A 13,137-nucleotide genomic window follows, 5' to 3' on the forward strand; every position below is an offset into this window, starting at 1 on the left:
CGCTGTTAGTCGGATTCGAGCGGTAAATCTGCAGAATATTCGGCCAATGGGTGCCAAGGGGCGTGGGAGTAGGCTTGGGTCATGATGCATGTCAACGATCCGGCCGTCGTGGAGCGGTTGATGCGAACAAAAGGCACGTGGGCCGTGGTGGGGCTCAGCACCAATGAATGGCGTTCCGCGTATGACGTCTCGCTCTATGTCCGGGACAAGATGGGCATGGAGATCATTCCCGTGAACCTCAAAGGCGAGGACGTGCACGGTGAGAAGGGCTACAAAACCCTGGCGGACATCCCCGAGGCCAAGCACCCCATTGACGTGGTGGACTGCTTCGTCAACTCCCAGCGGGTGGGCGCCGTCATAGACCAAGCAATTGCGATCGGCGCCAAGGCCGTCTGGCTGCAACTTGGCGTATTCGATGACGCCGCCGCGCAGCGGGCCAAGGACGCGGGGCTCGACGTCGTGGTGAATGCTTGCCCCGCGCGCGAGGGCTGGCATTACGGCTTGTGATTTCGCGGCTGAATCCTCTGCTAGATTTCAGCTGAATCATTGTTTGAGTCTTGGGGGACAGCCATGTGCGGCGACCATTCTGCAGCGTCTTTTTCCGCACCCAGCAGACGGGCCGTCTTCGGCGTCCTCGGCGCTTCAGTTTTTGCCGGGCTGACCGCCTGCGCGGCTCCTGAAACTACTCCGGAACGCTCGACGCCGGAGCTGACGCCCGGTTCCGCGGCAGAGTCGCCGGGGGTTCCGGGATCGAACGGTTCGTTGGCCGTGGGAGGCGAGGTCCCGCCGTCGTCCGCCGCCACGGCGAGCCCCTCGCCCACCGCCACCAAGCGCATCCGGCGGACCTTCATCCCTGACTATCAGTTGCCGCCGATCGTCGGTGGGCTCGCGCCAGTGATCACCAAGATCCCCACCCAGCACCCCGTGGTCTTCCTGACAATTGATGACGGAAACATCAAGACACCCGAATCGGTCAAGCTCATGGAGGAGTACGACTACCCGGCGTCCCTGTTCCTGACCAAGGACACCATCGCGGACAACCCTGCGTTCTTCAAGGCATTCCATGCCCAGGGCAGCCTGGTGGAGAACCACACGGTTACGCACAACATCAACATGGTGCGGCAATGGGGATACCAGCAGCAGTTGAACGACATGGTGGGCATGCAGGAGTTCGCCTTCCAGCATTATGGCCGGCGGCCCACGCTGTTCCGCCCGCCGGGTGGCGCTTATTCCAATGCGATGCGCCAGGCTGTTGCCGCGGCCGGCATGAAGGCAATCGTCACTTGGGAAGCCAAGGCGAACGCCGGGAAGATGGACTACCAGGTGGGAAATTCCTTGCGTCCAGGAGACATCGTGCTGATGCATTTCCGTGCCGAGTTCGCCGCGGACCTCGCGGCTTTCCGGGCGGCACAGTTGGCCGCCGGGCTCGAAGTGGTGCTGTTGGAAGACTTCCTGGGCGTGGCGTAGGCCGAGAGCACTAGGCTCGCTCCATGGACGTTTCCCAACTGCGCAAGATTTGCCTCGGCTTTCCCGGCACCTTCGAGGATTTCCCGTTCGGACCCGAGACGTCCGTCTTCAAGGTCCGTGCCGCCGTCGCTGGTGGTGCCCGCCACGAGGCCAAGATGTTCGCGCTTTCCGCCATGGACCCGGACAACTGGTCGGTGAGCCTGAAGTGCGAGCCTGCCTTGGCCGAGCAACTCCGGAATGCCCATCCTGAGATCACGGGCGCCTGGCATATGAACAAGACGCATTGGAACGGCGTTCGCCTTGATGGCGCCCTCCCGGATGGCATGATCCGGGACATGGTGGAGGACTCGTACGACCTGGTGGTGGCCACGCTCAGCCGGAAACAACAAGAGCAACTCGGCTGGGCCAGGCTGGCGCAGCCAAAGGGCAGCTGACACGCCTGCGAACACCCTCCCCACGCCGCTGACATGGGACTAGATTGATACTGCATACCTAAAAGACCACAGCTACCGGCTGGTCAGGAGCGGTTTGATGCTGGATCAGAAGACACTGGACCATCTATGGAACTTCCGCGATCCGGCAGCTTCGGAGGCCGCCTTCCGTGCCGCGATGATCGAGGACACTTACGACGCCGACGAGCGGGCTGAGCTGGCAACCCAAGTGGGGCGGGCCATCGGTTTGCAGGGCCGCTTCGAGGAAGCCGATGCGCTCCTCGACGGAATCGACGACGACGAACCCACCGTGGGCGTCCGCATCCTCCTGGAGCGCGGGAGGGTTTTGAACGCAGGCGGGCGGGCCGCGATGGCGGTGCCTTTGCTGGAGCAGGCGGCCGAGTTGGCGGACCATCTTGGTGAGGAATTCCTGGCCGTGGACTCACTGCACATGCTCTCGATCGCGGATGCCGCGAATGCCGAAGTGTGGACGCGCAGCGCCCTGGAATATGCGTCCACGGCCCATGATGAGCGAACCAGGCGTTGGATGATTGCTTTGCACGCAAGCCTCGGCTCGTTTCTGCAGGGTAAAAAGCGGCTCACGGAGGCCATGGTTGAGTTCCAATTAGCCGAACAATGGGCGGAACGACTGGGAACTGAGCGGCAAAGGGCCCTGGCCAGGGAAGCCATCACGGAGTGCGGAAAGGCGCTTGCGGAGGGTCCGTAGAAAGATCACGCTTTGACAAATGTTGATCGAAACTGCCACGAAATATTGATTTTCGATCATTCGTGGTGAAGTATGTCACACGAAGGTTGGTGCTGCCAGAGCGCCAACCCAGACTGTCTGACTGAACGGCTGATTTGCCGAAACAGTCGACACTACGAGTCACTGGAGGGTTTAGAAATGAACGTTCAGCACCAGTCCGTTGGTCGCCGTGGATTCCTGCGTGGAGCACTCGCTGCAGCAGTACTCGTGCCCATGGGGGGAACCATTGCATCCTGCGCCGCGGGCGGCGGCACCACTACCGCCGGTCCCACGGGCACCGTCTCCGACGCCAACCCGTTCGGTATGGCGGACAAGGCCACCCTCGACGCCGTGATCTTCAAGGGTGGCTACGGCATCGACTACGTCGAGTTCGCGGGCAAGATCTTCGAAAAGAACCACGAAGGCTCCACTGCCAAGATTTCGCCGTCCACGGACATCGCCCAGGAGCTCCAGCCGCGCTTCGTCGGTGGCAACCCGCCGGACCTGATCGACAACTCCGGCGCCAAGGCAATCGGCTTCAGCACCATTCTTGCCCAGCTTGAGGACCTCACCCCGCTTGTGGAGGCCAAGAACCTTGAGGGCAAGGTCATCAAGGACACCCTCTACACCGGCGTCCTTGCTCCAGGTACGTTCGACGGCAAGCTTGCCGCCCTGAACTACGTGCTGACCGTCTACGCCATGTGGTACTCGGATTCCCTGCTCAAGGAAAACGGCTGGACCCTGCCCAAGACCTGGGATGAGATGTACGCGCTGGGCGAGCAGGCCAAAGCTAAGGGCAAGTACCTGTTTGTCTGGGGCAAGGAAGCCGCCACGTACTACCAGGAAATGGCGATCGCCTCCGCTATCAAGGAAGGCGGCGACGAAGTACGCCTCGGGTTGGAAAACCTCAAGGCCGACTCTTGGTCCCACCCGGCCATCCAGTCCGTCTTCACCGCCCTGGACAAGATCGTGAAAGCCGGCTTCTTCAAGCCGGGTGGATCGGGCACACAGTTCACCGCTGCACAGGCGCAGTGGACCAACGCCCAGGAGGCTGTGTTCTACCCGTCCGGTTCGTGGATCGAAAACGAAATGAAGGACCAGACCAAGGCGGGCTTCAACATGATGGGTGCTCCGGTGCCCACGGCAACTGCCAGCCCCAAGATGCCGTACACCGCGCTCCACAGCGCTGCAGGCGAGCCGTTCATCGTCCCATCGCAGGGCAAGAACGCCGCTGGCGGCAAGGAACTGCTGCGCATCATGCTGTCCAAGGAAGCTGCAACCAACTTCGCCAAGACCAAGCTGGCTCCCACCATCGTCAAGGACACCGTTCCGGCTGATGGCTTCGGTTCCACCGCGTTGGTTTCGCAGACCAAGCTTCTGGCCGATGCCGGCGAGGACATCTTCACCTGGAACTTCATTGACCTGTACGGCACCAACAAGGACCAGCTGGTGGTCTGGAATACCTTCCTTGATGGCAAGTCGGACGTCGCAACCCTGACCTCCGCCCTGCAGAACATCACCGACAAGGTCCGTAACGACAGCTCGGTCAAGAAGATCGAAGTGAAGTGACCTCAGTGAAAACTCAGCAGAGCCGGAACGACGACGGCCTGGCCGCCGTCGTTCCGGCAATGGCTCCACAGCAAGTGGTAAAGCGGCGGCGTAAGCCGTTGACCTGGGACAAGGTCAGTTTCTTCGCGGTATTCCTCGGACTGCCGCTGGCGATTTACCTTATTTTTGTGATTTCGCCGTTCGCGCAGGCGTTCTATTACTCCATGACTGACTGGTCAGGCTTCTCGCCCACCATGAACTTCACGGGGTTCGAGAACTACCAAAAGATCTTCACGGACGATATTTTCATGAAGGCCATGGGAAACAACATCATCCTGGTGATCTTCCTGCCTATCATCACCATCATTCTGAGTCTGGTGCTCGCCACGTTGGTGACAGTGGGCGGAAGCAGCAAGGGCCAGATCAAGGGCCTCCGGAATTCCAGCTTCTACCGCGTGGTTTCGTTCTTTCCGTACACCATCCCGGCCATTGCCATCGGCATCATGTGGGGCCAGATCTACGATCCCTCGGGAGGCTTGCTCAACGGCATCCTGACCGGCTTGGGATTTGACCAGTTCAAGGACTTCGCGTGGCTCGGTAATAAGGACACGGCCATGATCGCCACCATGTTCGTGATCGTGTGGGGATTCGTAGGCTTCTACATGGTCCTCTTCGTGGCGGGTATCAAGGGCATTCCCGCCGAGCTTTTCGAAGCCGCCAGGATCGACGGCGCGGGTCGCTTCCGGACCGCAGTGTCCATCACCATCCCGCTGATCCGGGACAACATCCAGACCGCCTACATCTACATGGGTATCCTGGCGCTCGATGCGTTCGTCTACATGGCGGCGCTGAACTCAGGCGGCGGTCCGGATAACTCAACCCTCGTGATGGCACAGCAACTGTTCTTCACAGCCTTCAGCAAGGGTCAGTTTGGCTTGGCAAGCGCCATGGGCGTGGTGCTGGCAGTTACCACACTGATCTTCTCCGGCTTGGTGTTCGTGGTTAACCGGCTCACTGGCGGCGACAAGGATGTGAGTATCTAATGACGACTAAAGTCGCAACCCCGGAAAGGAAGTCCCTGCACTTCCAACCCCGCACTCCTGCCACCACGGCTGGAGACAAAGTGGTGGGCGCTATATCGCACACAGCGTTGACCATCTGGTCACTCATTGTGATCCTGCCGCTCCTCTGGACGTTTATGTCCTCGTTCAAGACGTCCAGCGAGATTTTCGCCTCGCCGTTCTCGTTGCCTTCGCAATGGCGTTTCGATAACTACGTCAAGGCGTGGTCCGAGGCCGGTATCGGTACGTACTTCATCAACTCTGTGATCGTTGTAGGTGCGGCGTTGGTGATCGTCATGGTGCTCGGTGCCATGTGTGCCTACATCCTGGCGCGCTACACCTTCCCGGGTAGCAAAGCGATTTACTACCTCATGCTCGCCGGTCTCACTTTCCCGATCTTCCTGGCTATGGTGCCGCTGTTCTTCATCATGAAGAACCTCGGCCTCCTGAACACCTTGCCGGGGTTGATCATGGTGTACGTCGGCTTCGCCCTTCCGTTCACGGTGTTTTTCCTCTTCTCCTTCTTTAAGTCGCTGCCCCACGAAATAACTGAAGCAGCAGCCCTTGACGGTGCAGGGGAGTGGCGGACGTTCTTCCAGGTCATGTTGCCGATGGCCAAGCCGGGACTCGCCTCGGTTGCCATCTTCAACTTCCTGGGTCTCTGGAACCAGTTCCTGATTCCCGTGTCCATCAACGCCGCAGGACCCCGCGTCCTGTCCCAAGGCCTCGCGGCCTTCGCCGGCCAGATGGGCTATGCCGTGGACTTCGGCGCGCTGTTTGCCGCGGTCACCGTAACCGTGGTTCCTGTGTTGATCGTGTACATCATCTTCCAGCGCCAGCTGCAGGGTTCGGTGTCGCAGGGCACCTCTAAGTAATACAGCCGGGCAAGTAGTACAACCGAGCTAAAACAGCGTTCGACGGCGGTCCGCACCTGACGGTGGGGCCGCCGTCGAACGTTAACTCTGCAAGGATGGAACGGATCTGTAGTGCAACGAAAGGCAACAGCCCGTGATCTTTATTGTGGTCAAGTTCAACGTCAAGCCCGACTGGTCCGAGCGGTGGCTGGACCTGGTTGCCGACTTCACCGAGGCAACCCGTGCGGAGCCGGGCAACCTGTGGTTCGACTGGTCCCGCAGCGTGGACAACGCCAACGAGTTCGTCCTGGTGGAAGCTTTCCAGGACGATGCTGCTGAGGCCCACGTCAACAGCGAGCACTTCAAGAAGGCCATGGCGGACATGCCGCAGGCGCTGGTGGAGACTCCCCGCATCATCAGCCGCCTTTTCTATGGCTGCGGGGGGGACCTCTTGGGCCAACTCCCCCTCGACTAGGGGTAACAAGCCAGCCATATGTAAAATGGTGGGCCCCGGCTCAAATGAGCCGGGCACCACCTTTTTAAGTCCTGCTCAGAACATCCAAGGGATTTCCGCGTGGCCGAAGTCGGAGAACGAGCCGAAGCGGCCCGCCTTGAAGGCGAGCACCTCGCCGTCCCGGTCCCGGCACGTGGTGACCTGGCCGAAGAAGACCTGGTGATCTCCGACGTCGTACTGCTGCACAACGGTGCAGTCCGCCTGGGCCAAGGCGCCCTTGATGACGGGGAGGCCGTTCTCGGTGACGTCGAAATCGCCGTCACCGAAGCGGTCGCCGCCTCGCACCGCGAACCGCCGTGCCACCGATTCCTGCTTCGCGCCCAGGATGGACACAGCGAACTTGCCGCTCTCCATCAGGGCCTCACCGGTCCGGGTGCCGAAGTTCAGCGAGATCATGAGGATGGGCGGCTCCAGGCTGATGGAGGTCAGCGAGCTGATGGTCATCCCGTACTGCTCGTCCTCGTGCTGGGTGGTCACCACGGCCACTCCGGTGAGGAAGCGGCCCATGGCCCGGCGCATGCCCATGGCATCGGGGACGGTGAATAGCGGTGCGAGGCTCATGTCAGTTGCTCCGCTCAGCTGGTACCGGACGCGTGTAGTACCGGACCTCGAACATCTTGGCACCGTTCTCGGAAACCCACGGACCGTGTTCCATGCCGGGAGGGCGGGTTGCCCAGTCGCCGGCTTTGAACGTCCGGCCCAGGCGCTGGTCCACGAACGAGCCCTCGAAGATGAAGACCTCTTCCCAGAAATCGTGCGTCAGGACACCGTTGGGGGAGGTGTCGGTGCCGGGCTCGAAATTGAGGATGCGCGTGACGCTGTCGTTGTCCGAATCCCGGGCGAGAATGGCCTCGGACAGGCCCTCGATGTGCGGGTTGCAGGGTGCGAAGTCCACCGACGAGGCCGGCGTGAACTCGAATTCGGGCTTTGCCATGGTCAGATTCCCTCCGATTCAGTGCTGCTGTTGATGCTGTACGAGCCCAGGAAGGTGTCCAGCTCCGCCACCAGGGCGTCGTAGCCGTAGTTCCTGTAGGTGTAGGCCCCGCGGACCACGAAAGGGGCGCCCGCGTAGAACATTTCGTATTGCTGGTGGCGGCCGGCGAACTCGGAACCGATGATGTCCCAGGCCAACTTGAACAGCTTCACCCGTTCCTCGCTGGCGACGCCGGGGGACTGGACGTAGCGTTCCATGTCCGGCCGGGTCACGCTGCTGGTCATGTCGGCGATGCTGGAGGGCAACTGCAGAACGCCGCCTCCCACCAGGTCGCGGAGGATGGAAATCACGCGCGGGTAGGTCTCCGACTGCAGGCCCATAGCCCCGTAAAGTGCGCTCTTCCCGGGAACCACCATGCCGGCGTCGTCCGTTGTTGCCGTGTATTCGGCAGCGAGGACGGCCGATTCAACGGACTGGACGATCGCGGCCAGCTCGCCGAGCTTCTCCTGGACTCCCGGGATCTTGTCCGTGCCGTTCACCAGGGTGACCTTGCGGGCAACGGAGGCGATGAACTTCAGCTTGGTGGAGAACCGGATCTGGGCCTGCCAGTTGCCCAGGGCGTGGGCGCCGGTGTCGAAGAACTGGCGGCGCAGGGTGTCGATGTTCCGGTTGATGAACACGCGGTCCCACGGAATGAGGACGTCGTCGAACACCACCAAGGCGTCCGGCTCGTCGTAGTGACTGGTGAGCGGGTAGTCGAAGTCGCTGGTGGCGGCGGGTGCGAAGGGACGGCGGCAGTAGAGCTTCAGGCCGTCGGTGGCCACCGGGATTGCGAAGCTGATGGCGAAGTCAACATCGTCCGGTCCCAGCGGTTTGATGCAGGTGACGAAGACTTCGTCGGCGATTGCGGCACCGGTGGCGAGCATCTGCGAGCCGCGGACAATGATGCCCTCCTCGGTTTCACGCACGACGCCGACCTGCAGGTATTCGCCTTCCCACCCTGACGCTGTGGTTGCGCGGGATACCTGCGGGGGAATGATCGCGTAGGAAAGGTACAGGTTCTCGGACAGGATCTTCTTGTAGTACCGCTCCACGTTGCCGGCAAAGTCCCGCTCGTCGTTCTTGAAGACGTCCGCGTGCGATCCGAACGCGGCAAAGAACGTTCCCACGTGGTCAGGGCTGCGGCCCACCCAGCCGTGGGTGTGCTTCGCCCAGGTTTCGATTGCCTGGCGGCGGAGGACGAGTTCCTCCTGCGTGCGGGGCGCGGCGAAGGTGCGGTTGGCGGGCCCGTCGATCTCTTCCGAGTGGAACTGCATGCCATTGCCGGGATCGGCTGCGATGTCGAACAGCTCGGACATGGTCTGGGCAACCTTGGCGAAAGCCGGGTGTTCCAGGACGTTGCCGACCACCTCGCCATCGAGGATCACCGTCCGGCCGTCGTTCAGGGACTTCAAATACTGCTTACCGGTTCTCATCGAAGTGAGCCTTTCTTGATTTTGTAGTTATGTTCGATTGTGGTCCCATTCGGGAAGGAGAGCTCCAACTTCCAGGTACTTCCGTCCACGAACTTCCCGTTCAGCAGCGGCAGGGTGCCGCCGAGGCACATGAAGTCGGCGTCACCGATGTCCGTTCGCGCCAAGAGACGCCCGACGACGTCGGCCGGGGTGCGCAGGCCGCTCAGCGAACCTTCCTGGTACAGCTCTCCGTCCACCCAGGAGCGCGCGGTGCACTCATCGAGGCTCAGCTCGTCCAGGGATTCGACAGCGATGACCTCATTGGAGACGGGCTTGGGGCAGGCCCGCTTGGAATCGCCGATGTCTTGGGCTTCAAGATCCCGGTCCGTATGGTCGGAGCCAATGCCCAGGTAGTACTTGCCGTCGTGGCGGATGTACAAGGGCTCGATCTCTCCGGAGGTCAGGTTCTCGGTGGCGTCGTGTTCGCCGCTGGTCTGGAACAGCTCCGAGTCCATCCGGTAGAACATGGGAACTTCCGGTGGTGGTGCCACTCCGATGGCCGCGAGCTCATCGATGTGGTGCTGGACCGCCTTCGGATCCCGGCCTGTATAGCCGGCCACCACCCCGTGGAAGTCCGAGACCACTATGGTCTTGTCCGTGCCCACTACCGTGAAGGTCAGCGGGTCTTGCCTTTGTGTCAGCATTGGGTCTCCTTAGACGGTCAAAGTGTTGTATTCCGCGAGGCGGTCATTGATGACGGGGAATTCGGTGCGTACTGCGTTTACTTGCAGTGGATCGATGTCCACCAGGAGCACGGATTCCCCGGCGTCGGCTTCGGCAAGTACGTTGCCGGCCGGGTCCACAACCCTGCTGTGTCCGCCGAGTTCCACCCCTTCCTGGGTGCCGGCCGCGTTGCAGGCGATCACGAAGATCTGGTGTTCCAGGGCGCGGGCGGTGGTCAGCAGCCGCCAGTGTTCCCTTCGCGCCGCAGGCCAGGCCGCAGGGACGATCACGATTTCGGCGCCGCGGGTGCTCAGTTCCATCCACAGTCCGGGGAAGCGGAGGTCGTAGCAGGTGATGCCGGCCAGGGCCCCGAACGGCAAGCGCACCACGGGCAAGGAAGACCCTGCCGTGAGGAGGCTGGCCTCCTTGGATTTGTAACCGAAGACGTGGATTTTCCGGTAAGTGTGGACCACGCTGCCGTCCGGTCCCAGCAGGATGGAGGTGTTGCTGAGCTGTCCGTCCTCACCGGCTTCGATGATGCTGCCCAGGTGCAGGTGGACGCCCAGGTCTGCAGCCACCCGTGAGCACATGGACACGGTGGGCCCGGTGAGGGTTTCCGCCAGGGCTTCGTATTCATCGAAGTGGAAGTAGCCGGCGCTCCACAGCTCGGGCAGGACGATCAGTTCGGCGCCGGTGATTCCCCGCAGGATCGCTTCCACGCGGTCAAGGCGGTCCTGGCGGGTTTCGGAGTCCGGGCTGGCCACCTGGACGAGTGCGACTTTCATGGTTGTTCCTTACTTTTCGGTGGTGGGTAGCTCGTCCAGGTCGCTAAGGCGCAGGCCCTTGGTCTCCTTTGCGAACATCACCGAGACCATGGAGATCAGGCCCATGCCTGCCAGGTAGATGCCGATTGCGTAGCCGGTGCCGAATGCGCTGTAGAGAGCCAGGGCGATGATGGGGGACAGCGAACCGGCAATGAGCGAGGCCAGGTTGTAGGCAACGGAGGTTCCCGTGTAGCGGACGTCGGTGGGGAAAAGCTCGGAGAAGAAGGCGCCGATCACGGAGCTGTAGGCGGCGAAGATCAGCAGGCCGCCCACGGCAGCTGCGATGATGCCCCAGGTCTGCCCGGTGTTCAGCAGGGCGAAGAACGCGAAGGCCCAGATGATGGTGGCGACAGAAGCTCCGATCATGATCGGTTTCCGGCCGACCCTGTCTGCGTACAGCGCCAGGATGGGAATGGCGATGACGGCTACTCCTTGTCCGATCATGACGGCGGTGAGGCCGGTCTGCCGCTGCAGTCCCATGATCTGGGTGACGTACGTGATGATGAACAGCGAGTAGATGTAGAAACCGGCGTTTTCGCCCATTCGGCTGCCGGTGGCGATGAGGATTTCGCGCCAGTTGCGGCGGAACAGGATGGCCAGGGGCATCTTCTGTTGCTGGGAATCTTCGGCTTCGCGCCTGCGCTGTGCTTCCTTGAACAGCGGGGTCTCCTGGACGTACAGGCGCAGGACCAGGCCGATGACTACCAGCAAGGCGGACAGTCCGAAAGCGATCCGCCAGCCCCAGGCGAGGAATTCGCTCTCCGGCATGGTGGCGGCCAGGATGGCGAGGACACCTGCTGCCATGAGGTTGCCCAAGGGCGGTCCCATGTTGGGCCAGGAAGCCCAGAAGGCCCGGCGTGAACTGTCGTTGCTGTGCTCGGAGACAAGGAGTACGGCGCCTCCCCATTCACCGCCCAAGGCAAAGCCCTGAATCAGGCGAAGCAGCAGGAGCAGCAACGGTGCTGCGATGCCGATTGCCGCGTAACCGGGGATGAACGCGATCAGGGCGGTTGCGACTCCCATGAGCATGAGGCTGGCAACCAGCGTGGCTCGGCGGCCATGCTTGTCGCCAAGGTGTCCCAGGACGATTGCGCCGAGCGGGCGTGCCAGGAAGCCGGCAGCAAAGGTGCCCAGCGCCAGCATCGTGCCCACCATCGGATCATCCGTGGGGAAGTAGAGCTTGTTGAAAACCAGCGCAGCGGCCGTGCCGTAGAGAAAGAAGTCGTACCATTCGACGGCGGTGCCGGCGAGGCTCGAAGCAGCGACCACGGGCAGGCTGGAGTGTTTCTGCTGCCTCAGTTCGGCTTTCTTCAAATCGGTCATTGTGGGGATCCTTTTGCGATTGGGACACTCGGCGCTTCTGACGGGTCAGGTGGCCGGTCTCCCAAGAAATTGAGGGGTTCCAATGCGTGAGCGGAGTCACTGAACAACACTGTAGACTGGTTGTATACAACCTGTCTACATTTGAACAGAAGGTTTCCTGGAAGCATCCGGGACATCCTGAATGCAACTCGTATACTGGGCTAGCGCGAGAAAGGCTCTCCATGATCCAGATGAATCCCACCGCCCAGTCACAGCCTGAAGTGGCCTACCAGTGGATGAAAAGCTACATCGCAGCCCTGCCGCGGGACGAGGAAACCTTCCTCAACGAGGCCGTCCTGGCCAAGACCACCGGCACGTCCCGCACCCCCGTGCGCGAGGCCCTCCTCCGGCTGGAAGCAGAGGGCTTCGTCAAGCGGATTCCCCACAAAGGGGCCTACGTTCCGCCGATTTCAGACCCGGACGTCCGGGCCATCCTCCAAGCCCGCGCCGTAGTGGAGAAGTGGGCTGTCTCAACGGTAGAGACCATGCTCGACGCCCAGATCGACGCCTTCCAAAACGTCATCCGCCAGCAAGAGGAAGCCAAGGACGATCCCGCCCGGTTCATCGAACTCGACACAGAGTTCCACACCCTCATGGTCCGCGGAGGAGGGAACCCTATCCTGGCCGATTTCTACGCCTCGCTGCGCCAACGGCAACTCAGGATCGGCGTCCGTGCAGTAACCCAGGGGACGGACCGTGCAGGGGACGTCCTACGCGAGCACCAGTTGATCGTGGACGCGCTCCGCAGCCGCAGCCTCGAGGCCGCGCACCAGGCAATCGATGCCCACCTGGACTCCACCCGGCTGGCCGTGATCGGCTACTAATCCTCGCTGTGCAGTTCCCGTTGCCGGGCGCTCAGCAGCTCAAACTCCGGCCGTGCAGCCACGAACCGTTCAACGGCGTCGAGCACTTGCTGAAGGTGGGCGTGATCCGGCGCCACCAGCGCCGCACCCAACAAGGCGCGGCGGTGCTGGTCCTGCAGCCCGGTCTCGGCGGCAGAAACATCAAAGCGCCTCTTGAGCTCAGCCACCAACGGCCGCACGAGAGAGCGCTTCTCCTTCAGGCTATGGACGTCGCCCAAAAGGACGTCGAATTCAATCCAACCAATCCACATGGTTCATTATCACCGCAGGTCAAGGCCTTGGAAGCGCCATGGTCTTGATCGAATCTTGACCCAACTCAACAAGCCGTCTTGAGTTCGGCCCGGCAATGTCTATGAA

The 13,137-nt window shown here is 61.6% G+C and carries 16 protein-coding genes; 9 read left to right on the plus strand and 7 right to left on the minus strand.

The features are described from left to right. Nucleotides 1–81: 81 nt before the first annotated feature. From ACFRJ9_RS00475 to ACFRJ9_RS00510, 8 genes are all read left to right on the plus strand, one after another. The gene (locus ACFRJ9_RS00475) at nucleotides 82–507 is read left to right on the plus strand and encodes a CoA-binding protein (RefSeq protein WP_377663266.1); all 426 of its coding nucleotides are present in this window, start codon (nucleotides 82–84) and stop codon (nucleotides 505–507) included. Between the two features lie 63 nt (nucleotides 508–570). Then, complete coding sequence (locus ACFRJ9_RS00480) at nucleotides 571–1,467, plus strand: polysaccharide deacetylase family protein (protein WP_377663267.1); 897 nt, start codon at nucleotides 571–573, stop codon at nucleotides 1,465–1,467. 23 nt (nucleotides 1,468–1,490) lie between these two features. Next, nucleotides 1,491–1,901 (plus strand): MmcQ/YjbR family DNA-binding protein, encoded by a 411-nt coding sequence (locus tag ACFRJ9_RS00485; RefSeq protein WP_377663268.1) that lies wholly within the window; start codon nucleotides 1,491–1,493, stop codon nucleotides 1,899–1,901. 97 nt (nucleotides 1,902–1,998) lie between these two features. After that, nucleotides 1,999–2,625: a hypothetical protein gene (locus tag ACFRJ9_RS00490; protein WP_377663269.1), complete on the plus strand. Its 627-nt coding sequence runs from the start codon at nucleotides 1,999–2,001 to the stop codon at nucleotides 2,623–2,625. 177 nt (nucleotides 2,626–2,802) lie between these two features. Next, entirely contained in the window at nucleotides 2,803–4,212 is a 1,410-nt protein-coding gene (ngcE, locus tag ACFRJ9_RS00495) for an N-acetylglucosamine/diacetylchitobiose ABC transporter substrate-binding protein (protein WP_377663270.1), read from the plus strand. Beyond that, a complete protein-coding gene (locus ACFRJ9_RS00500; protein ID WP_377663271.1) occupies nucleotides 4,209–5,234 on the plus strand; it encodes a carbohydrate ABC transporter permease in 1,026 nt (341 codons plus the stop codon). The genes ngcE and ACFRJ9_RS00500 overlap by 4 nt, the downstream gene beginning before the upstream one ends. Then, the gene (locus tag ACFRJ9_RS00505; protein ID WP_377663272.1) at nucleotides 5,234–6,127 is read left to right on the plus strand and encodes a carbohydrate ABC transporter permease; all 894 of its coding nucleotides are present in this window, start codon (nucleotides 5,234–5,236) and stop codon (nucleotides 6,125–6,127) included. Before ACFRJ9_RS00500 ends, ACFRJ9_RS00505 begins: the two co-directional genes overlap by 1 nt. A 133-nt stretch (nucleotides 6,128–6,260) precedes the next feature. After that, nucleotides 6,261–6,581, plus strand: coding sequence for a putative quinol monooxygenase (locus ACFRJ9_RS00510; protein ID WP_377663273.1), 321 nt, complete (start codon nucleotides 6,261–6,263; stop codon nucleotides 6,579–6,581). Nucleotides 6,582–6,656: 75 nt separating this feature from the next. On the opposite strand, the gene ACFRJ9_RS00515 is transcribed toward ACFRJ9_RS00510, so the two are convergent. The 6 genes from ACFRJ9_RS00515 to ACFRJ9_RS00540 are packed head-to-tail and all read right to left on the minus strand — an operon-like array spanning nucleotide 6,657 to nucleotide 11,878. Continuing rightward, nucleotides 6,657–7,181, minus strand: coding sequence for a flavin reductase family protein (locus ACFRJ9_RS00515; protein ID WP_377663274.1), 525 nt, complete (start codon nucleotides 7,179–7,181; stop codon nucleotides 6,657–6,659). 1 nt (nucleotide 7,182) lies between these two features. After that, nucleotides 7,183–7,554 carry a cupin domain-containing protein gene (locus ACFRJ9_RS00520; RefSeq protein ID WP_377663275.1) on the minus strand — a complete coding sequence of 124 codons (372 nt, stop codon included), beginning with the start codon at nucleotides 7,552–7,554 and terminating at the stop codon, nucleotides 7,183–7,185. Nucleotides 7,555–7,556: 2 nt separating this feature from the next. Continuing rightward, complete coding sequence (locus ACFRJ9_RS00525; protein WP_377663276.1) at nucleotides 7,557–9,029, minus strand: 4-hydroxyphenylacetate 3-hydroxylase family protein; 1,473 nt, start codon at nucleotides 9,027–9,029, stop codon at nucleotides 7,557–7,559. Further along, nucleotides 9,026–9,712, minus strand: coding sequence for a DUF2848 family protein (locus ACFRJ9_RS00530; protein WP_377663277.1), 687 nt, complete (start codon nucleotides 9,710–9,712; stop codon nucleotides 9,026–9,028). The genes ACFRJ9_RS00525 and ACFRJ9_RS00530 overlap by 4 nt, the downstream gene beginning before the upstream one ends. Before the next feature lie 9 nt (nucleotides 9,713–9,721). Then, on the minus strand, nucleotides 9,722–10,516 hold the full coding sequence (locus ACFRJ9_RS00535) for a carbon-nitrogen family hydrolase (RefSeq protein ID WP_377663278.1): 795 nt from the start codon (nucleotides 10,514–10,516) through the stop codon (nucleotides 9,722–9,724). 9 nt (nucleotides 10,517–10,525) lie between these two features. Next, nucleotides 10,526–11,878 carry an MFS transporter gene (locus ACFRJ9_RS00540; RefSeq protein ID WP_377663279.1) on the minus strand — a complete coding sequence of 451 codons (1,353 nt, stop codon included), beginning with the start codon at nucleotides 11,876–11,878 and terminating at the stop codon, nucleotides 10,526–10,528. Nucleotides 11,879–12,099: 221 nt separating this feature from the next. Between ACFRJ9_RS00540 and ACFRJ9_RS00545 the strand changes: the two genes are divergently transcribed. Continuing rightward, complete coding sequence (locus tag ACFRJ9_RS00545; protein WP_377663280.1) at nucleotides 12,100–12,741, plus strand: GntR family transcriptional regulator; 642 nt, start codon at nucleotides 12,100–12,102, stop codon at nucleotides 12,739–12,741. On the opposite strand, the gene ACFRJ9_RS00550 is transcribed toward ACFRJ9_RS00545, so the two are convergent. After that, a complete protein-coding gene (locus ACFRJ9_RS00550; protein ID WP_377663281.1) occupies nucleotides 12,738–13,031 on the minus strand; it encodes a DUF503 domain-containing protein in 294 nt (97 codons plus the stop codon). The two genes, ACFRJ9_RS00545 and ACFRJ9_RS00550, sit on opposite strands and share 4 nt — an antisense overlap. Nucleotides 13,032–13,137 lie beyond the last annotated feature (106 nt).

It is taken from the genome of Paenarthrobacter sp. NPDC056912 (assembly GCF_042786555.1).
Classification (GTDB): domain Bacteria; phylum Actinomycetota; class Actinomycetes; order Actinomycetales; family Micrococcaceae; genus Arthrobacter.